The organism is Agrobacterium sp. ES01, from assembly GCF_050320885.1.
Lineage (GTDB): Bacteria > Pseudomonadota > Alphaproteobacteria > Rhizobiales > Rhizobiaceae > Allorhizobium.
Map to the genome: position 1 here is coordinate 436,846 of NZ_JBNQTH010000003.1, position 20,689 is coordinate 457,534.

A 20,689-nucleotide genomic window follows, 5' to 3' on the forward strand; every position below is an offset into this window, starting at 1 on the left:
TCGCTTACCGGGACTGCAGCCCTCGCAGCCTGCGCCCCTCTCTCGCCGCCGCCTGAGCCTCCAGGAAGGTCTCCGGCCGCCAAAGCTGAAAATGATCCGCACGACCAACAAAAACGACTTCCGTCGTGATGCCGGTAAACTCGCGGATAAAATCCGTTACCATCAAGCGGCCCTCGCCATCGAGCCGCATATGCAATCCACCACCGTGCACCAGCAGAGACAACTCGTTTGCCTCCGCCGAAAACGGATCGAGCGCCGCCAGCTGCCGCTCGTACCGGTCGAACAGATCTGCCCCGCCGACGCTGATGGCCGGAAACACGAAATCCTGAAGACAGTAAAGCTCCTGGATGTCGCGCTGCGCGAGCACAGAACGAAAGGCCGCCGGAACGGATACCCGCCCCTTCGCATCGATCTTGTTCGTCGCATTGGACAAGAAGCGGTTCATCAGAAACTGACGCCGCTCCCACCGGCGAAGGGCCAAACAGAGACCCCGTCAAACTCGACACCAAAAAAAGCGGCAAAGATCCACACACCAGCTCGCCATGCGAACCGGAACAACCGCTCCCGCTTTGATGAAATTGAGCCTCGAAAGGCCCGTCTGTATTGTGCTTATGGGATACCATGGGACAATTTGGGCGTCAATGGGATTGAGCCTATCGAAGGCGGTTCGGGGCATCAAAACTTTATAAGCCATTAAGATTAATGAAGAGTTATTTTCCCGAGGCCCAGAATATTAGGTATCCATAATTTTATTTAATTAATTCAATGAGTTGCAAGCGTCCTATTGCTAGGACGCTTGCTAAGTACCCGTGTTCGAATGAGAAATTGCCAGTCGGCCTGTAAGCCGGGTTCTGTAAGGCTCCGGTTGCCCGGAACGTGGCAGCCATTCATCTGGGACAGCGTTTGCACGCTGCCTCTCGCAACCCACCCGGATGACTTGCCCGGAAACCGGCTGTAGCGGCTTGCGCCGCCCGCGTCATCCCTATTCGGTCTTGCTCCCGGTGGGGTTTGCCATGCCGTCCCTGTCGCCAGGTCCGCGGTGGGCTCTTACCCCACCCTTTCACCCTTACCCCGCCAGCTTTGCCGTCCCTATGGGGCGAAAAAGCAGGCGGGGCGGTTTCCTTTCTGTGGCACTTTCCCTGAGGTCACCCTCGCCGGACGTTATCCGGCACCGTATTTCCGTGGAGCCCGGACTTTCCTCACCCTACCGCCTTTCGGCATTGGTAAAGCGCGGCTGCCCGGCCGACTGGCAGCGCTCCCATAACCGACTGAGCCTGCGATTGCCAACAAAATATGCCAGACAAGGACCTGCCGCTTTCTCTCAGAGAAATTGCGGAGTGAAATCGGCGCTATAGTCGTTGCCCTCGATATGCCCTCTCAGCAGCATCTCAGCGCCGAGACGGCCGATTTCATCCGAGCTTTTCGCAGCCTGCCCGCACCCGCCTGCCAGCACGGCAATCCGTTCACTCGCATAGCCAATCGCTGGATAGTTGTTCGGGGTGAAGCTGGTCACGCAGGCGGCCATATGCGGCTCAATGCCTTTCAGCGACGGTACCAGACCCTCCGCGATTCGCTTCAAGTGGAGCCGCGTGCTCTCGCGTCCGCCGCTGTGGAACCACGCCCTCACCGCCGCTTCGTCTTGCAAAACGAGATCGTCTGGATCTCCGCCGATCTTCAGATAAAGCCGTCCATCCGGGTAGCGCACAGGCGGCAGCAGATAGATGTGATCGGTTGGAACGGACGGCGCGGAGATGAGCGAAGGCATCCCGGCATAGTCGCCAGCTTCAGCTTCGGCTATTTCGAATAGGGCGACGGTTCGGGCAAAGACCTGCAAATCCAGCCGTCGCGGCAACAAGCCGGCTGCAATGGAAAATCCGCCGGCTGCGACCAAAACTCTGTCTGCCAGATATGTCTGCCCCTCAAAGGTTGCCACCTCGACCCCGGTGGCCTGCTCACGGACCGAAGCCACCGTTTCCTCGATCAACCGAGCGCCGGCTTGATGAGCAAGAACACCTTGCGCCTTCACCAGACGGCGCGGATTGACGTAGCCGGCATTCGCTTGCTCGAATACACCCTCACTACCTTGCTCAAAGGAGAAGTACGGAAACTCAGGCCCCAATTGTGCGTCGTCAAGCGTCTGCGTCTTGACTGCCAGCCGCTCGGCGGCTGATTTGACATCGGCGATATAGCAATCGGGCCCGTGCGGTTCCGGCCCCACGATCAGGCAACCCGCTTCCTCGTAAAACGAAATGCCGCTTTCTGTGGCGATATCGGCATAACGGGCAATGGATCGATGGGCGAGCCTGGCCCAGTTTTCATTGGCATCGATGGTTCGGGTGATCCGCGCCTCATCATAGTGGCTGGCAAAAACGCCCGAATGGCCTGCGGTATCGGCAGGTTCACCTGGGCCTATCAATGCGACCCCATGTGACTGGCGCGCCAGATATTTTGCAGCAGCAGCCCCCATCATGCCTGCGCCAATGACGATCGATTCGAACCGCTCACTCATGAAAGACCAGCCTTGATTCCGTTTGCATTCAGAAGCCTAGGTAGCAGACCTGAAATCATCGGTGGAAGCACGACACACACGTCCGATAAAAAAATTCTCAGCCTTGGGAACAAACGCCATGCCAGCAAGTTCTATGTCCAGCGCCGTCGCTCAGCACGAAAAAAGGGCGCACCCTGATGGGGTCGCCCTTGTTCTGGCCAATATCTGAAAATGGCCCGCAGTGATCAGGAATGCAGAAGCGCCTGCACCTTCCCGCAATAGCGCTTTGATACCGGATTCATGCGCTTTGCACCATGACCGGCATTGTATTTGAGGATGGTCTGGCATGTTTGACCACCGCCAAGTTCATGCGCTGCCGCAAGATACATCATTCCAAAGCGGATATTGGTCTCGGGATCATAAAGTCCCTTTGCCCCACCATGGTAGCCCATCATGCGAGCCGTGGCTGGCTTGATCTGCATCAGGCCGATTTCTCCAGCACTGCCGCGAGCCTTCGGGTTGAAGTTGCTTTCGATACGAACAACAGCATGCGCAAGGTTCACAGGCACACCGTACTTGGCGGCGTATTTCGAGATCAGCTTGCCGTAGGGAGCCTTCTCAACCTTTGCACTCTCCACGCTGCCCGACAGCGGGAACAACGGCTTGATGATGTGATTTTCCTTCTCTTTGGCAAACGCGCCGCCAAAAGAAGTCATAGCAATAGCGATGCTTGCCGCAGCAGCAATAACCAGTCTTTTCATGTAAACCTTCAGTCTCCGAACCGAAGGGCAAGACCCGGCATGTCTCCGCACGCCTTATCCGTTTGGGGTTCCAGGGGAACGCCATCGGTCACTTGCCCTTAACGTTGATCTCTGCGGGAGGCCATGAGGTATTTAGGACGCCAACCCGCCGCTCAGCGAGGGTCTTTAGACCGGCGCAATATGGATTTCCTGTGGCAACGCAACATTTTCCAGCCGCAGCGGCTCTACCCGGACAGGTTGTCGCACCACAATTGAGCAGCCTGTCAAGCGAAACGCGGAAGCGAACGAAGCAGTCGAGCAAGCGTCTCAATCGTCGACATGTCAGCAATTCCATCGACCAGTGAGGGTCGGAAATGGCGCTGAAAAGCCTCCACCACACCCTTGGTTTTTTCACAGAATTCGCCGGTGATATCAACATTGTAACCGTAGAGAGACAGCATCGACTGCAGGGCCTCGACCGGCTGCCCCTGATCCCCGTGCTGGAAGAACCGACCGCCGGATACCTGCACCGGTTCTACATAGTGGCCCACACCCTGCCGATGCAGTTTTTCCCAGGGGAAATTTTCACCCGGATCAACCTTGCGAACAGGGGCAATATCCGAGTGTCCTAGCACACGTTCCGGGGCAATAACATAGCGCTCGACACATTTTTGACACAATTCGACGACGGCATCGATCTGCGCCGATGGAAAATCAGGCAAGCCAGAGGGATGACCGCCATTGGCGATCTCGATTCCGATCGAACGGGAATTGATGTCGGTTTCGCCATCCCAACAGCTTTTGCCCGCATGCCAGGCGCGGCGGCTCTCCGGCACCATCTGCACGATGCGACCGTCGCCATGAACGAAATAGTGACAGGAAACCTGACTCTCCTCGGCGGCAAGCCAGGAGAGAGCCCCCTCCTCCGTCGGCATACCGGTATAATGCAGGATAATCATATCCGGCGTCGACACACCGACACGTTCACCATGATTGGGAGATGGCAGGATTATTGCGCCGGGATAGTCGGCATCAAACAGCGTCATGCGGCGCGGCGTTCTTTCTCGATCGCTTCATAGGCCGCATTGAAGGACGCCATACGCTGATGCGCCAGCGCATGAAACTCCGACGGCACGCCACGCGCATGAAGCCGGTCAGGATGGTGCTCGGACGCGAGAGCCCGGTAGCGCTGACGGATCGTGGCAAAATCATCCTCGGGCGAAACGCCGAGAACGCCATAGGGATCGCCCTCCAGATGCAGATGGCGACGGGTGATCTCTTCGAAACGCTGCTCGCTTAAACCGAAGATCTCGGCGATACGGCCCAGAAAGGCCATTTCGCTTTCATGGACGAGCCCATCTGCCTTGGCGATATGGAAAAGACCGTCGATAATGTCTTCCAGAACAGGGCAATGCAGTTCGCAGGTTCGGCACATCGCCGCCAGACGTTCAGCATAGGACTCGTAACCAGCCACATCCTGCCGCGCCAGATTATAGAGGCGCGCAACATTCTTGGCTTCTTCCGGTGGGAAATCGAAAATGCTGCGAAAGGCATCGACCTCGGCGGTCGTCACCACACCATCGGCTTTGGCCATCTTGGCCGACAGCGCGATGATCGCGACAGAGAAGGAAACACGGCGGCGCGTCTCGGGGTCACCCTCGAATGCGGTGCGAACAGCTTCGACCAGACCGCCAAGCACATTGCCAGCAGCGTCGGCGACCGCACCCAGCAGTCGCTCCCAGATCGAAGATGCTTGTTCGCAAAAGAAATCAAATATCATGTCGAAGCTTGACCAAATAATCGCCGAAAAAGCAAGCGAGAGCAGCCCCTTCGACATTAAACTTTATTCACCTTCCCTTGCATAAAGTTGATGCATTCCTAATGGACAGGGTGAAATCCGGGAAAGCGGCGCGAAATCGATCATCTCCATCGACGTCGGATCAAAGCCTCTGCTGCGCGACAGATCGTCCGTCCCCGATATCGCAGTCAGCCCGGCATTTTGCCATGTTACCGTTTGCAGCTGGATCAATGCGCATAAGCGCCACCACCTATACGCGAGCACCCAGCCTTTGAAACGATTATATTCGCGCGAGTTTTGCAATCGCCTGTCGATAGCGGCGAAATGCCCGAATTTCTTCGTAAATTCACTTTACACGCTCCCGTCACCTGTCGCATCCATGGTCCGTTCACAGATGGACATTCAGTGTGCGTAAGCCTCAGGAGGATCGTGTGCCCAAACAAAAAGTTGCAATGCTCACCGCTGGCGGCCTCGCCCCGTGCCTCTCGTCTGCTGTTGGCGGACTGATCGAGCGCTATACCGATATCGCCCCCGACACCGACATTGTGGCCTATAAATCCGGCTATCGCGGTCTGCTGATGGACTACAAGATCGATATCACCCGCGACATGCGAGAAAAAGCCCATCTGCTGCACCGCTATGGCGGTTCGCCGATCGGCAATAGCCGCGTCAAGCTGACAAATGCCGCCGACTGCGTGAAGAATGGCCTGATCAAGGAAGGCGAAAATCCTCTGAGAGTGGCCGCTGAACGGCTTGCCGATGAAGGCGTCACGATCCTCCACACCATTGGCGGCGACGACACCAACACAACGGCTGCCGACCTGGCCGCCTATCTTGGCGCCAATGGCTATGACCTGACGGTCGTCGGCCTGCCCAAAACGGTCGACAACGATGTTGTTCCGATCAAGCAGTCGCTGGGTGCCTGGACGGCAGCCGAAGTCGGCGCCCGCTTCTTCGACCACGTGTCCAATGAACAAAGTGCCGCCCCACGCACACTCGTTATCCACGAAGTGATGGGCCGCCACTGCGGCTGGCTGACCGCGGCCACCGCGCGCGCCTATATCGAGCGCACCAAGAACAACGAATATATCGAAGGCTTCATGATGAACACGGAGCTCAAGAATATCGATGGGCTCTATCTGCCTGAAACCCATTTCGACATGGAAGCCGAAGGCGCGCGCCTTCTGGAAATCATGGACAGAACCGGCTTCGTCACGCTGTTCGTCTCCGAGGGTGCCTGCCTCCATGAAATCGTTGCCGACCGCGAAGCAGCCGGTGCCGAAATCAAGCGCGACGCATTTGGGCATGTGAAGATCGACACCATCAATGTCGGCCAGTGGTTCCAGCAGCACTTCGCCAAGCTTTTGAAGGCTGAACGTTCGATTGTCCAAAAGTCCGGCTACTACGCACGTTCCGCACCAGCCAATTATGATGATCTGCGCCTGATCCAGGGAATGGTCGATCTGGCAGTCGAAAGCGGCCTCAACGGCGTGTCAGGCGTAACCGGTCATGATGAGGATCGAAACGGCCAACTGCGCACCATCGAATTTCCGCGTATCAAGGGCGGCAAAGCCTTTGACTTGGAAACGCCATGGTTCAAGACCGTTATGCATCACATGGGGCAGAAATTTAAACCAGCCAATTGACGGCATCCCGTTTCGGTGGCTTGGTCTCAATCAGGAGGATTGAATCATGTCGTTTGAACATTGGTTGGCATTCGCCGCCGCATCTGCGGTGCTTCTGGCGATACCCGGACCCACGATTCTGCTCGTGGTATCCTATGCGCTCGGCCATGGTCGAAAAACGGCATTGGCGACGGTGACCGGTGTGTCTTTGGGCGATTTCGTCGCCATGACAGCCTCGATCCTCGGTCTCGGCGCAATTTTGGCCACCTCTGCGGAGGCCTATACGGTCCTGCGTTGGATCGGCGGTGCTTATCTCGTCTATCTCGGCATCCGCCTGTGGCGGGCGCCGGTTGGCGATGGCCCGCTTGCCGACAACGATAATCTACGCGAACAAAGCCCGCTGCGCATCGTGTTGCATGCCTTTGCGGTGACGGCACTCAACCCGAAAAGCATCGTTTTCTTCGTGGCCTTCGTTCCGCAATTCATCGATGCCACGCAGCCGTTTCTGCCGCAAATGATCGTGCTTGAGGCGACCTTCGTCACGCTCGCTGCCATCAATGCACTCGTCTATGCGCTGATTGCCGACAAGGCCCGCGTCTTTATCCGCAAGCACACCGTGCAGCGCGCTGTTAACCGCACCGGCGGCACGTTGCTGATTGCAGCCGGCGCAGTAACGGCAGGGTATCGCAAGATCGCTGCGTGATTGCAGTCACACACGCATAGCAAAGCTGTTGATCGGGCATGACTGCCACCTCGGTGCCGCAATTTGGCCGCGAGTTCGTGGAAACCCGAATTATGGAGCTTGCACTGACTCGTTTGTGAGGGTGCATGCGATTGGGGAACATGGGATCAGGCATGATTGCGCGCAATTTTCGCAGCATCGGAATTTTGGCATCAGCGACAACGCTGATAGGCCTTGCGGGCTGTACCAGCGGACTGGAAAGTGCGGCTCGCCAGGAGCTTAAATCCAACCCGTCAGCCGGCACGTCGCTTGCCATGCAGCAACCGGCAGAACCGGGCCCCCTCGTTCCCGGATCGAATTCACATGCCCCCGTGCCGACATCGCGTGAAGCCGCGTTGCAGAACCCGGCCGACGCTCCGACAGTGGGCGATGCCGTCGCCGTCATGGACGCCAAGCAGAACGACGCGTTGCAGACACCGGCAATGCCCGCCTCGGACAATCCCGATACACTGACCACACTTGCCGATGCGTCAACTGACACCGAGTTGCCGCAGGAAGTCACGTCCGTCCAGACCATCGTGCCAACGCCAAAGCCCGGCGACGCCCTTGCCTATGCCGCGCCATCGGCTGCCAATGCCGGTGCAGCGCTCGACAGCCAGTTCGACGTCACACCGCCTGCGACTGCACCGGACTTACAGGCCGCCCCGGCGACCACGGGTCCAACCGTCATCAACAGCCTGATCCGCAAATATGCAGCGGTCTACGAGATTCCGGAAGCGCTGGTGCACCGTGTCGTTCACCGCGAAAGCCGGTACAATCCGGCAGCCTTCAACAATGGCCATTACGGCCTGATGCAGATCAAATATGCGACGGCCAAATCGATGGGCTATCGGGGCCCCGCCAATGGTCTGTTCGATGCGGAAAACAATCTCAAATACGCCATCAAATATCTGCGCGGTGCCTGGCTTGTCGCCGACAAGAGCTCGGACAATGCCGTCAGACTCTATGCCCGCGGCTACTATTACGACGCCAAGCGCCGCGGCATGCTGCACGTATTCCGTTAATTTGGCATCCACTGCATCGCGTTCAAACTGAAGCATTCGACCGGTTTTCAAGGCGTTTCCCACAACCCGCGTCATGAAACTGTAGCACGTCGCGTTTAAACGGCTTGGAACCGAAACGGATGGCTGCATCAGATGACCGAGCTTGCACCGGAGGCCGGTTTCCGCGGGAACCGCAAACTCAAGACCGCACTTCTCCAGCATAAGGCGCTTAGCAGGGATGGGCTGTCTGAACGCCTTTTCGGGCTGCTGTTTTCCGGTCTCGTCTATCCACAGATCTGGGAGGATCCCGATGTCGACATGGAGGCCATGGAACTGGCAGCCGGCCATCGCGTCGTCACCATCGGCTCCGGCGGCTGCAACATGCTGGCCTACCTCTCGCGCAGCCCCGCCAAGATCGATGTCGTCGACCTCAATCCCAACCATATCGCGCTCAACAGGTTGAAGCTTGCCGCCTTCCAGCACCTTCCGGACTATAAGACGCTGGTCGCTCATTTCGGCCGTGAACGTATCCGCTCCAACAGCCGCAGTTTCGACCGCTATATCGCCCCCAATCTCGATGCGGATACGCGTGCCTATTGGAACAAAAGAAGCCTGACCGGACGTCGCCGCATCAGCGTCTTCAACGGCAATTTCTATCGCACGGGGCTGCTTGGCCGCTTCATCGCGGTCGGCCACCTGATCGCCCGGCTGCATGGTGTTCGGCTGGAAGAATTCGCCAGGACCCGCACCTTGCGCGAACAGCGTCAGTTCTTCGAGGACCGTGTCGCACCGCTGTTCGACAAGCCGATGATCCGCTGGATGACGGAGCGCAAGAGTTCGCTGTTTGGCCTTGGCATTCCGCCGCGCCAATATGACGAACTCGCGAGCCTTGCCGATAACGGGACCATTGCGCCGGTGCTCAAGCACCGCCTGGAAAAGCTCGCCTGTCATTTTCCGTTGAAGGACAATTATTTTGCCTGGCAAGCCTTCGTGCGCCGCTATCCCTATGCCGATGAGGGCCTGTTGCCGACTTATCTGCAGCGCGAACACTATCAGTCGATCCGCCGCAATGCCGAGCGTGTCAGCGTGCATCATGCAAGCTTCACCGAACTGCTGGCCGAAAAACCATCCGCCTCGGTTGATCGCTACGTGCTGCTGGATGCGCAGGACTGGATGAATGATGGACAGATCGGTCAACTTTGGAGCGAGATCAGCAGAACGTCGGCACCCGCTGCCCGCGTGATCTTCCGCACGGCTGCCGAAAAAAGCATCATCGAAGGCCGCCTGCCAAATTCCATAGCCGCGCAGTGGACCTATCTCGAAGGCATGTCCAGGGCGCTGAATGCCAAGGATCGATCCGCGATCTATGGTGGCTTTCATATCTACGAGAAAGCATCCTGATGCCGGCGGACAACGGCGCGGCAATTGAGACATCCGGCCATGCCGAGCGCATGGACCAAATGTACCGCTATCAGCGCCACATCTACGATCTGACCCGCAAATATTACCTGTTCGGGCGCGACCGCGCGATCAGGCGTCTCGATGTTCCAGACGACGGCCGATTGCTGGAAGTCGCCTGCGGCACGGGGCGCAATCTGCTGATGGCCCACAAGGCCTATCCCGAAGCAAGGCTCTATGGCCTGGACATTTCCGCGGAAATGCTCACCTCGGCAAAGGCAAGCTTTCGCAACAAGCGGCAGTCGCCAATCTTCAAGGTCGCAGATGCCACAGGCTTCGCACCGTCAGAATTTGGCGAAGACGACTTCGAGCGAATTTTGATCTCCTACGCCCTGTCGATGATACCCGACTGGAAAAAGGCCATCGGTGCCGCCCTGTCGGCCCTGTCTCCCGGCGGCTCGCTCCACATTGTCGACTTCGGCCAGCAGGAAGGCCTTCCCCGCGGTTTCCACACTGTGCTCAAGGCATGGCTCAACCGCTTTCATGTCACGCCACGGCCGGATCTACGGGACGAATTGGCAGCCCAGGCGCATGCACGCAATGCCACCCTGGAGTTCGAAAGCATCGGCCGCGGCTATGCCTGGCATGCGATTATTCGAACCTGATTACATATTTGAGTTGATCCTAACTGAATTTTTACCATGATGGCCTCAGATGGCGATACGCGCTCCTGAGTATTGCGTAAGTGCGCCGCATCAGGGGTCTTGATCAAACACGGATAACGGATCTCCCATGCGTTGGCTCTTACCGGCGGTACTCTCTTTTGCACTGCTTCTTGGCGGCTGCACCTCGGCAAGCTACGACCTCATGGAAACCGCGTCGATCAAGACCCGCTTCGGCGACAAGGATCCGCAGGATTTCGGCAAGAAGACCCCTTATCGTCATCAGGTTCACGGCATCGACGTTTCGAAGTGGAACGGCGATATCGACTGGACCACCGTGCGTCGCTCGGGCGTCGCCTTCGCCTTCATCAAGGCGACCGAAGGCAAAGACATGGTCGATCCGCGCTTCGACCAGTATTGGCGGCAGGCCCGTGCCGCGCGCGTTGCCCATGCCCCCTATCACTTCTACTATTTCTGCTCGACGGCAGACGAACAGGCAGATTGGTTCATCCAGAATGTGCCGAAGGACGCCATGCAGTTGCCGCCGGTGCTTGACGTGGAGTGGAACCACACGTCGAAGACCTGCAAATACCGCCCGAGCGCCTTTACCGTGCGCGCAGAGATGAAGCGCTTCATGGACCGTATCGAGGCCTATTACGGTCTGCGACCGATCATCTACACCTCTGTCGATTTCCACCGCGACAACCTTGACGGTTATTTCAAGAACTATCACTTCTGGGTTCGCGCCGTCGCCCAGCACCCGGAAGAAATCTATCCCGATCGTCGATGGGCCTTCTGGCAATACACCTCCACCGGCGTCATCCCCGGCATCCGCGGCGATACCGATATCAACGTCTTCGCCGGCAACGAGCGAAACTGGAAAAACTGGGTTGAAGCCGTCACCAAAGGCTGATGCCTTGGCCTCACCATGCTTCCGCCTTGTTCCTTTGGAATATGCGCAGCCTCCGGTAGACTACCGAAAACGATAGACAATATGACCCACGGAAGGATCAAACGATGCGCGCACGTTCTCGCCTCGCCCTCGCTCTTGCAGTCACCACCTGCGTGGCCGGCCCCGCTGCCGCCCAACAATGTGGCGGTGATCTCGGCTCGTTCCTGGCCGGCGTAAAGGCCGAGGCTGTCGCCAACGGTGCCTCTCCGGCCGCAGCCGACAAGGCGCTTGCCGGTGCGAAGATCGACCAGAAGGTCCTGTCGCGCGACCGCGCTCAGGGTGTCTTCAAGCAGACCTTCCTCGAATTTTCCCAGCGCACCGTCAGCCAGGCACGGCTGAATATCGGCCGCCAGAAGATGAAGGAATATGCGAGCGTCTTTGACCGTGCAGAGCGCGAATACGGTGTCGCGCCCGGTGTCATCACCGCCTTCTGGGCCATGGAGACCGATTTTGGGGCGGTCCAGGGCGATTTCAACACCCGCAACGCGCTTGTAACGCTTGCCCATGACTGCCGCCGCCCCGAACTGTTCCGTCCGCAATTGATGGCCCTGATCACCATGGTCGAGCATGGGGATGTCGATCCAGCCACCAATACCGGCGCATGGGCCGGCGAAATCGGTCAGGTACAGATGCTGCCGAAGGACATCGTGGCATTTGGCGTGGATGGCGATGGCGATGGCCATGTGAGCCTGAAATCCAGCTCTCCCGACGCCATCATGACCGCCGCCAAGTTCATTCAGCATCTCGGCTATCAGGCGGGCCAGCCCTGGTTCCAGGAAGTAACGGTGCCCGAGAACCTGCCGTGGGAGAAGACAGGCTTCGACAGCGGCATGAAGGCCGCCGACTGGTTTGCCCTGGGCGTCAAGCCGCGCGACGGAAACACCCAGTTCGGCAATCTTGAAGGTGAACTGCTGTTGCCACAGGGTCGCCACGGTCCTGCCTTCATGGCCTATCCGAACTTCAACATCTATCTCGAATGGAACCAGTCCTTCATCTACACCACGTCGGCAGCCTATTTCGCCACGCGCCTGTCCGGCGCAGAACCCTATCTGAAGGGCAATCCTGATCCGGGCCTCAGCAACGATCAGATGAAGGCGCTCCAGACCAAGCTACAGTCCATGGGCTACGATGTCGGCAAGATCGACGGCATCTGGGGTTCCGGCACGCGCTTTGCGGTACAAAAGGAACAGGCCAAGCGCGGCATGGCCGCTGACGGCTGGCCGACCCCCGCATTGCTGAACGCGCTCTGAAACAGACCATCGGCATTTCTGCAAAAAAGGCGGCTCTCAAAGCCGCCTTTTCATGTCAGCTCTTGCGACGATCCCGCTCATGGCGGCGGTGATAGATCGTCAACCGGATCGCGCGATAGCGCACCTTCGCCCAGTAACGCGCAAGCACCAGGGCTTCGCGACCGCGATGCACCTCATACAGCTCATGGGCATAGGCCTTGGCCAGCGCTTGTCGATAATTCTGCAGGCCCTCGCTGGCATAGCCTTCGAGCCGGTGCAAAACGCTTCCCCAAAGGGGCGACAGCAACAGCGATACGGCGGTAACCGCAATGGACAGGCGGAACAGATCATAGCCCAGCGCACCGCTCGAAAAACCGGCGGCCGACAGCACGAACGAGAACTCGCCGATCTGTGCCATCGAAAGACCGGCAATCAGTGCCGTCTGTGGACTGGCCCCCGTTTTGCGCAATAGGAAAATGTTGAGCGAAGTCTTGGCCGCGATCACGAACAGCGAGACGAACAGCACTGTCCACAAATGCTCCCAGATAAAGTTGAGATCGATCAACAGACCGATCGACAAGAAGAACACCACAAGCAATACGCTCTGGATCGGCTCGATCACCGGAATGACGCGGCTGCGCAAGGTCGAGTTTCCGACGAGCAATCCGGCCAGAAAGGCACCGTAGGCGGGAGAAAGTCCGGCGACACCGGAAACGGACGCGGCCGTGAAGCATACAGCAAGAGACCCCAGAGCGAGGATCTCGATCTTGTCTTCGACGCGTTCTGCAAACGGGATTTTCAGTTTCCGGTGGCCGCCGAACCACCACAGCAACCCGCCCAGCAAGCCGAGCGCCACCACCATCTTCTTGGCAATCAGGGCGTAATCCACAGTTTCGCCGCCAAGGCTGGAGGCAAAAATAAGCATCGGCACAACGGCAATGTCCTGGGCAATCAGCACGGCGACGGCCACCCGCCCCGCCTCTCCGCGCAAGACCCCCATCTCCTCCAGCATTTTCATTGCCACCACCGTCGAGGAAATGCCGATGATGAAGCCCAGAATGATCGCTTCGGAATGCGACGCTCCGGTAATCTGTGCGATTCCGAAGCCCAGCAGAAGGGCTGCCAGCAACTGCCCACCCATGACGATCAAGGCCTGCCTCAGCGTCAGGATGAAGGCGCGCACCGACAATTCCATGCCGATGAAGAATAGCAGCATGACGACGCCCATCTCGGCCAGAAGCGCCACATTGTCGGAATTGGCGATAAAACCGGCACCGGTCGGCCCCAGGGCCACCCCAGCCACGATAAAACCGACCAGCGGTGGCTGACGTAGCCACAGGAACATCAATCCCAGCACAGTCGCGACGGCAATAACGCCGGCAATGGCAACGAGATCGGCCGTATGACCGGTTGAATGGGAAATGGTTTCAGTGACGGTTTCCAGCGCAGGATCTCCCTTGCGTGTGAGTCATGTCCAATTTTTCGCACTTCTGTTGCCTGCTGGCAAATCGAGTTCCGGCACGCATTTGTTGCACATTGGAACATGCGCTGCCGCATTGGTTACCCGACGGTAAGAATTGTTAATTTAAATCAGCGCGGCCGGATCTCAGCATATCCATGGAATTTCAATTGCTTGCTATCTAACGCAGAAAGTTATCCACCGAGTGTTGCCGCAATGCAGCATAAAATTTACTTTTCAATCGACACAAAACGGACATAGTATCACCACGTCAACGCTAAGGAGGCAGACATGGGACTAACTCGTTCTCTAAATGTCCTGATCGTCAGTGCAGCGTTTGTGTTCGTAACAGTGATGCTGTTTATCTAAGAAAAACAAAAAAATAGCAGAAACGGACGCAAAAATCGTCCTTTAGGCCTGGGAGATCAGGGCCGCAAAACCCCACCTATAGCGCATTGATTCCAATGCGCCCCTAATCCAGAAACGGCAAAGCGCCGCGTGATCGTGGCGCTTTGCAGATAGACGGGCTTCAAAAACAAAAGAGGCTCAGGCTGCTCCAGCCATCCGTTCTGCATCTCGGCGAAGACCGATTTTTTCGAGCGTCGCGTTAACCAGTGGCGACCGATTCATCGTATAGATGTGGAACTCGTCCACCCCTTTTTGGGCCAGATCGATGATCTGCTCGGACGCAATTTCAGCGGCCACTTCCGCCCTTTTGCGAGGATCATCCTCCAGTCCGGCAAATCGCGCGTCGAGCACGGAAGGCACAGTCGCGCCACAGGCACCGGCAAAGCGCTTCAGCTGCGCAAGGTTCAGGATCGGCATGATACCCGGAACGATGGGGATCGTGATACCGGCGGCCCTCACCTTTTCAAGATAACGCACGAAGGCCATGTTATCGAAGAAGAACTGGGTTAGCGCGCGCGTCGCACCATTGTCGACCTTGCGCTTGAGCATCTCGATATCCGCCTGGATATCGGCACTTTCCGGATGCTTTTCCGGATAGGCCGAGACCGACACCTCAAAATCTCCCATCTCGCGCAAACCGAGCGCAAGATCGGCGGCATTGGTAAATCCCTCGGGATGCGGCGTGTAGGCAGCGCCAACACCATCTTGAGGGTCGCCCCGCAAGGCCACGAAATGGCGCACACCGACGGCCTTGAACTCGTCTACGACCCGACGCACCTCGTCCCGGCTTGCGCCCACGCATGTAAGATGCGCCGCCGTTGGAAGACGTGTATCCGAAATCAATCGCTTCACCGTCGCCAAGGTCGGTTCGCGCGTCGTCCCGCCTGCACCATAGGTCACAGACACAAACTCTGGATTCCAGCTGGCAAGTTCTTCGATGCAGGACCAGAGCTGGCCCTCCATATCCGGGGATTTCGGCGGAAAGAATTCAAAGGAGAGCTTGATATCGCGTCCGCGCAGCGGTCCGTGCTCGATAAGTGCCATTGATCAGTTGCTCCCTACAAGTCTGGGTAATTTCGCATTCAGGTCCACGACGGCGGCTTCATGCCGGGCAAGCCACATCGTCACAGTCAGCGCCTTGGCGCTGGGCTCGCGTGGCTCCACATCGACAATCTTTTCAACAGAGAAGTTCGCACGCGACAGCCATTCGCTCATCATCGAATGCGAAAAGCCGAGGCGTTCGTGGGCATGTTCTTCCCGCAGATAGTCGAGGCTGTGAGGCGCCAGATCGATAACGACCAGTCTTCCGCCGGGCTTGAGCATACGTGCAGCCTCGTTCAGAGCGAGCTCTGGATGAACGAGAAAGTGAAGCACCTGATGGATAACGACCAGATCGAACTCGTTGCCATCGAGTGGCAGATTCAGAATATCGCCCTGACGAACGGAGGCTTTCAAGACCCCCGCCTTGTCGAGATTGGCGCGCGCCACAGACAGCATGTCGCGGCTGGCATCGATGCCGACGCCACGCCGATATGTGTCAGATAAGAGCTGCAGAATACGACCGGTACCGGTGCCAAGATCCAGCATGCTGTCGGCACCTTCGCCACCAACCAGCTTCAACAGAGCCGATTCGACAAGGTCGTCATCGACGTGAAGCCTGCGCAATTCATCCCACTCGGATGCGTTGCGGCTGAAATAGGATTGTGCCCTTTCGGCGCGGTTCCGTTTGACCGCCGCCAGCCGTTCGCCGTCACGGTTGAGAACGGCATCATCGGACTTGGTGCTCGCCAGCAAGGTCTGGATGAGTGCTGCCGCATCTCCGTCCTGCGTCAGTCGGAAATAGGCCCAGGCACCTTCCTGATATCGCTCGATCAGACCCGCCTCACCCAACAGTTTCAAGTGTCGTGAAATACGCGGCTGGGATTGCCCCAGAATTTCTGTAAGATCCGTGACCGTCAGATCACCCGCAGAAAGCAGCATGAGCAGACGAAATCGCGTCGGTTCCCCGACCGCTTTCAGCAATTCGACCAGTTTATCAATACCGAAGTTCACAATAGCCACCAGACGCAATCAAGATATAAACATATCTTTATATCGTTTTTGTTTGCGACGCAAGCGCGATTGATAAACGCCGCTTCGCAGCGGTGCGTCATCTCCCCCGCATCCCGCCGTTCGCGGCAATGTAACGACGTAAAAAGCCCCGGTCACCCGGGGCTTTGGAATTCATCGACTATGAATTTGCTTTATCGCGTCAGGCGCTTGTAGGACTGGCTGCCTGGATTGAGCGCGTCGGCGCCCAGGCGGCGAACCTTGTCCTCTTCGTAATCCTCGAAATTGCCTTCGAACCATTCCACATGGCCGTCGCCTTCAAAGGCCAGGATATGGGTTGCCAGACGGTCGAGGAACATGCGGTCATGGCTGATGATGATGGCGCAGCCCGCGAAGTTTTCCAGCGCCGTTTCCAGCGCACCCAGCGTTTCGGTATCGAGGTCGTTGGTCGGCTCGTCGAGCAGCAGCACGTTGCCGCCGGCCTTCAGCATCTTGGCCAGATGCACGCGGTTGCGCTGACCACCGGACAGGTTCGCGACCTTCTGCTGCTGATCGCCACCCTTGAAGTTGAACGCTCCGCAATAGGCGCGGGAGTTCATCTCGAACTTGCCGAGCTTGACGATTTCTGCGCCACCGGAAATTTCTTCCCAGACGGTCTTGTCACCGGCCAGCGCATCGCGGCTCTGGTCCACATAGCTGAGCTGTACGGTCTCGCCGATACGGATCGAACCCGAATCCGGCGTTTCCTGCCCGGTGATCATCTTGAACAGCGTCGACTTGCCCGCGCCGTTCGGACCGATGATGCCGACAATGCCGCCCGGCGGCAGCTTGATCGACAGGTCGTTGATCAGTGTGCGCCCTTCGAAGCCCTTGGTAATGCCGTCAAGTTCGATGACAACCTGACCAAGGCGCTCCGAGACCGGGATGATGATCTGTGCGTCGCCGGGCCGAATGCCTTCGGCCGCATCCACCAGCTGTTCATAAGCCTTGATACGGGCCTTGGACTTGGCCTGACGTGCCTTGGGGCTGGAAGCAATCCATTCCTGCTCGCGCGACAGCGATTTCTGCCGACCGGCTTCTTCGCGCTGCTCCTGCTGCATACGCTTGGCCTTCGCCTGCAGATAGGCAGAGTAATTGCCTTCGTAGGGAATGCCGCGACCACGGTCGAGCTCCAGAATCCAGCCCGTCACATTGTCGAGGAAGTAGCGGTCATGGGTAATCATCATCACGGCGCCCGGATAGTCGCGCAGATGTTTTTCAAGCCAGGCGATGGTTTCGGCGTCGAGATGGTTGGTCGGTTCGTCGAGCAGAAGCAGATCCGGCTGCGACAGCAGCAGGCGGCAGAGCGCGATACGACGACGCTCACCACCGGACAGCAACGAAACGTCGGAATCCTTCGGCGGGCAGCGCAGCGCTTCCATGGCCATTTCGACCTGCTGCTCAAGATCCCACAGGTTCTGACTGTCGATGATATCCTGGAGCTGCGCGCCTTCATCGGCGGTCTCGTCGGAATAGTTCATCATCAGTTCATTATAGCGCTCGACGATTGCGGTCTTGGCAGCAACTCCGACCATCACGTTCTCGAAAGCATTCTTGCTCTCGTCCAGATGCGGCTCCTGCTCGAGATAGCCGACCGTTGCACCTTCGGCGAGCCAGGCTTCGCCTGTGAACTCCTTGTCCTGGCCGGCGATGATGCGCAGCACCGTCGACTTACCGGCACCGTTCGGACCGAGGATACCGATCTTGGCATCCGGGTAGAAAGACAGGTTGACGTTCTCAAGGATCTTCTTGGCGCCATAGGACTTGTTCAGCCCGGACATATGATAGATGAACTGACGTGCCATCGAATAATTGCTCCGCGAATGCGTGTGGATTTGCCCGCTATGTAAGGGAAAGCCTTGTCCGGGGCAATGTCCAATGAGTGATTTGCGGTGGAGCCAATTGCTTCTCAACTTCTGTTGGAGGTGCCACGGGAATGACGGCAGCCTCGGAAAGGCAGCGCGTAGATCGAACAACATCTCCGACATCGTTGTAAATTTCGGTCGAACCGCCAGAACCATCCCTCCTCACGGCAAAAATCAGCCGACAAGTCTTCATCGGCACTTAACGCAGTCGCAAAAAGCCGCCACTGTGCGCCGAAACGACTACCGACAAAAAGGTCGTCACTGAGGGAGGTCAAACATGTCCAGCGCGCCCAAATTTCTCGACGCGCCAAGCGGCGCCCGTCTCGCTTTTCATCAAGTGGAGGCGGTGAGCGCCCCTTATGCCGTCCTCGTCGTAAGTCACGGCCTCGCCGAACATTCCCGGCGCTATCTGCCCTTTGCTGAATTCATGGCCGCGCGCGGCTGTCACGTCTTTGTCCATGACCACCGCGGCCATGGCGAGACGACGGCAAATGACGCAGATCCAGGCATTTTTGCCAAGAGCCATGGGGCAGCCAAGGTCATTGACGATATTGTGGCCATGCGCGATCACGCGGTTGAAACTTATCCCGGTCTGCCCGTCATCCTCTTCGGTCATTCCATGGGCGGTCTGATTGCGCTGAATGCAGCAATTGCCAGGCCCGATGCCTTTCAGGCGCTGGCCATCTGGAATTCGAATTTCAATACGGGCCTGTCGGGCTATGTCGCCAAAGTCGTCCTCAAGATCGAACGCATGCTGAAGGGGTCGGACGTTCCGAGCCTCATCATGGCAAAGGCAACATTCGATGCCTGGGGCAAAAGCATCCAAGGTCGCAAGACCCTGTCCGACTGGCTGTCGCATGATGACGAAGTCGTGCGGGCATTCATCGCCGATCCGCTATGTGGATTTGAGCCGAGCGTCAGTATGTGGGCGGATGTGATTGAATTCTCCAAGGCACCGCTGCGTCCGGGCGCCCTGTCGCGTCTGAGCGCGGACCTGCCGATCCATCTGGTCGGTGGCGGACAGGATCCGGCCACGCGATGCGGACAAGATGTCGCCTGGATGGCACGCCGCCTGACGGAAAAAGACTTCTCGAACGTCACCTTGCGGATCTACGACGATATGCGCCACGAAACGCTGAACGAATTGGGCCGGGACATCGCCATGGCGGACTTCGCCGAATGGTGTGCGTCAGCCAATATCACGGGCGACGCGATCAAGACCCAATCGGAATGAAGCCATGATTTTTCTTCATGTGAACAGCCTCTCTCAAACGGCTATAGGTGGGGTATGAAATCACCATCGCCCAGCCCCGTGCTATCGACACCGGATGCCCAGATTGTTGGCGGGCTTGGCTTGATGATGCTGGCCATGCTGGTGGCACCCTTCATCGATGTTTTCTCCAAGCTGGCGACCGCCAGCACGTCAGCAACGATGATCACCGCTGCCCGCTTCCTGTTTCAGGCGCTGTTCATGCTGCCGATTGTGCTCCGTCTGAAGCTTTGGCGCGGGTTTTCCTGGCGGCTCAGCGGCTTTCATGCCATTCGCGCCGCCATCATTGCCGTGTCGATGATCTGCTTTGTCAGCACGCTGAAGGTGATGCCGATCGCGGATGCAATCGCGATTTTCTTCGTCGAACCGATCATGCTCACCCTGCTGGCCAGTATATTCCTGAAGGAAACCGTCGGCTGGCGCCGCTACTTAGCCTGCGCGGTGGGATTTCTGGGCGCCATGCTCATCATTCGCCCAAGCTTTGCCGAAGTCGGCTTTGTCGCCCTGCTGCCCGTCATTACCGCGCTCTGTATCGCAATCTTCGCCTTGATGACCCGCGCCCTGGCGCACAAGGAAAATCCCTGGTCGATGCAGCTTCAGATGTCGGCCTGGGGTATCCCCATCGCGGCTGTACTTCTGTTCATTGGCGAGATCGCTGATATCGCAATAATGAAGCCCAGCATGCCCGACCTGGTCACCATGACCTGGCTGATCGGCGTCGGCTTCGTTGCCGCCATCTCCGGTATTCTCGCCACCTATGCCTATCGCGCAGCACCGGCCTCCGTGATCGCTCCTTTGCAATATATGGAGATTGTCTCTGCCACGCTGTTTGGCTGGCTGGTGTTTTCGGATTTCCCGGACGCCACAACATGGCTCGGCATAGCCATCATCATTGGCTCGGGCCTTTTTATCATCTGGCGTGAGCGCCGCTTCGCGTCCAAACCTGTGACGGCCACCGCCAAAACATCGATAGCCCCCTGAT

Annotated in this window: 18 protein-coding genes and 1 other RNA gene; 9 read left to right on the forward strand and 10 right to left on the reverse strand. The window is 57.8% G+C overall.

Going from position 1 to position 20,689, the window contains the following annotated elements; genetic code table 11:
• Positions 1–4: 4 nt before the first annotated feature.
• The 6 genes from mraZ to ACQQ2Q_RS11410 form a co-directional block, all read right to left on the reverse strand.
• Complete coding sequence (gene mraZ / locus ACQQ2Q_RS11385) at positions 5–445, reverse strand: division/cell wall cluster transcriptional repressor MraZ (protein WP_428187179.1); 441 nt, start codon at positions 443–445, stop codon at positions 5–7.
• A gap of 379 nt (positions 446–824) precedes the next feature.
• Positions 825–1,250: RNase P RNA component class A (gene rnpB / locus ACQQ2Q_RS11390), an RNA gene on the reverse strand.
• Positions 1,251–1,321: 71 nt separating this feature from the next.
• Positions 1,322–2,509 carry an NAD(P)/FAD-dependent oxidoreductase gene (locus ACQQ2Q_RS11395; RefSeq protein WP_428187180.1) on the reverse strand — a complete coding sequence of 396 codons (1,188 nt, stop codon included), beginning with the start codon at positions 2,507–2,509 and terminating at the stop codon, positions 1,322–1,324.
• Between the two features lie 224 nt (positions 2,510–2,733).
• Positions 2,734–3,249, reverse strand: a complete 516-nt coding sequence (locus ACQQ2Q_RS11400) for a lytic transglycosylase domain-containing protein (protein ID WP_428187181.1) — start codon at positions 3,247–3,249, stop codon at positions 2,734–2,736.
• 263 nt (positions 3,250–3,512) lie between these two features.
• On the reverse strand, positions 3,513–4,274 hold the full coding sequence (locus ACQQ2Q_RS11405; RefSeq protein WP_428187182.1) for an N-acetylmuramoyl-L-alanine amidase: 762 nt from the start codon (positions 4,272–4,274) through the stop codon (positions 3,513–3,515).
• Positions 4,271–5,008, reverse strand: a complete 738-nt coding sequence (locus tag ACQQ2Q_RS11410) for a TerB family tellurite resistance protein (protein ID WP_428187183.1) — start codon at positions 5,006–5,008, stop codon at positions 4,271–4,273. Before ACQQ2Q_RS11410 ends, ACQQ2Q_RS11405 begins: the two co-directional genes overlap by 4 nt.
• A gap of 449 nt (positions 5,009–5,457) precedes the next feature.
• Between ACQQ2Q_RS11410 and ACQQ2Q_RS11415 the strand changes: the two genes are divergently transcribed.
• From ACQQ2Q_RS11415 to ACQQ2Q_RS11445, 7 genes are all read left to right on the forward strand, one after another.
• Positions 5,458–6,672 carry a pyrophosphate--fructose-6-phosphate 1-phosphotransferase gene (locus ACQQ2Q_RS11415; RefSeq protein ID WP_428187184.1) on the forward strand — a complete coding sequence of 405 codons (1,215 nt, stop codon included), beginning with the start codon at positions 5,458–5,460 and terminating at the stop codon, positions 6,670–6,672.
• Between the two features lie 46 nt (positions 6,673–6,718).
• Positions 6,719–7,354, forward strand: a complete 636-nt coding sequence (locus ACQQ2Q_RS11420) for a LysE family translocator (protein WP_428187185.1) — start codon at positions 6,719–6,721, stop codon at positions 7,352–7,354.
• A 152-nt stretch (positions 7,355–7,506) separates the two neighbouring features.
• Positions 7,507–8,397 carry a transglycosylase SLT domain-containing protein gene (locus tag ACQQ2Q_RS11425; protein ID WP_428187186.1) on the forward strand — a complete coding sequence of 297 codons (891 nt, stop codon included), beginning with the start codon at positions 7,507–7,509 and terminating at the stop codon, positions 8,395–8,397.
• A 132-nt stretch (positions 8,398–8,529) separates the two neighbouring features.
• Complete coding sequence (locus ACQQ2Q_RS11430) at positions 8,530–9,777, forward strand: DUF3419 family protein (protein ID WP_428187187.1); 1,248 nt, start codon at positions 8,530–8,532, stop codon at positions 9,775–9,777.
• Positions 9,777–10,439, forward strand: coding sequence for a class I SAM-dependent methyltransferase (locus ACQQ2Q_RS11435; protein ID WP_428187188.1), 663 nt, complete (start codon positions 9,777–9,779; stop codon positions 10,437–10,439). The genes ACQQ2Q_RS11430 and ACQQ2Q_RS11435 overlap by 1 nt, the downstream gene beginning before the upstream one ends.
• Positions 10,440–10,566: 127 nt before the next feature.
• Positions 10,567–11,349 carry a glycoside hydrolase family 25 protein gene (locus ACQQ2Q_RS11440; RefSeq protein WP_428187189.1) on the forward strand — a complete coding sequence of 261 codons (783 nt, stop codon included), beginning with the start codon at positions 10,567–10,569 and terminating at the stop codon, positions 11,347–11,349.
• A gap of 104 nt (positions 11,350–11,453) precedes the next feature.
• Positions 11,454–12,638: a lytic murein transglycosylase gene (locus tag ACQQ2Q_RS11445; RefSeq protein WP_428187190.1), complete on the forward strand. Its 1,185-nt coding sequence runs from the start codon at positions 11,454–11,456 to the stop codon at positions 12,636–12,638.
• 55 nt (positions 12,639–12,693) lie between these two features.
• Here the strand turns inward: ACQQ2Q_RS11445 and ACQQ2Q_RS11450 are convergent, their stop codons facing one another.
• The 4 genes from ACQQ2Q_RS11450 to ettA all read right to left on the reverse strand — a co-directional run bounded on the left by ACQQ2Q_RS11450 (position 12,694) and on the right by ettA (position 18,377).
• The gene (locus ACQQ2Q_RS11450; RefSeq protein ID WP_428187191.1) at positions 12,694–13,974 is read right to left on the reverse strand and encodes a cation:proton antiporter; all 1,281 of its coding nucleotides are present in this window, start codon (positions 13,972–13,974) and stop codon (positions 12,694–12,696) included.
• Positions 13,975–14,622: 648 nt separating this feature from the next.
• Positions 14,623–15,528 (reverse strand): methylenetetrahydrofolate reductase [NAD(P)H], encoded by a 906-nt coding sequence (gene metF, locus ACQQ2Q_RS11455; protein WP_428187192.1) that lies wholly within the window; start codon positions 15,526–15,528, stop codon positions 14,623–14,625.
• Between the two features lie 3 nt (positions 15,529–15,531).
• Positions 15,532–16,536: an ArsR/SmtB family transcription factor gene (locus tag ACQQ2Q_RS11460; RefSeq protein WP_428187193.1), complete on the reverse strand. Its 1,005-nt coding sequence runs from the start codon at positions 16,534–16,536 to the stop codon at positions 15,532–15,534.
• 191 nt (positions 16,537–16,727) lie between these two features.
• A complete protein-coding gene (gene ettA / locus ACQQ2Q_RS11465) occupies positions 16,728–18,377 on the reverse strand; it encodes an energy-dependent translational throttle protein EttA (RefSeq protein WP_428187194.1) in 1,650 nt (549 codons plus the stop codon).
• Between the two features lie 337 nt (positions 18,378–18,714).
• Between ettA and ACQQ2Q_RS11470 the strand changes: the two genes are divergently transcribed.
• Positions 18,715–19,671: an alpha/beta fold hydrolase gene (locus ACQQ2Q_RS11470; protein ID WP_428187195.1), complete on the forward strand. Its 957-nt coding sequence runs from the start codon at positions 18,715–18,717 to the stop codon at positions 19,669–19,671.
• A gap of 54 nt (positions 19,672–19,725) precedes the next feature.
• Positions 19,726–20,688 carry a DMT family transporter gene (locus tag ACQQ2Q_RS11475; protein WP_428187196.1) on the forward strand — a complete coding sequence of 321 codons (963 nt, stop codon included), beginning with the start codon at positions 19,726–19,728 and terminating at the stop codon, positions 20,686–20,688.
• Position 20,689: the final 1 nt, after the last annotated feature.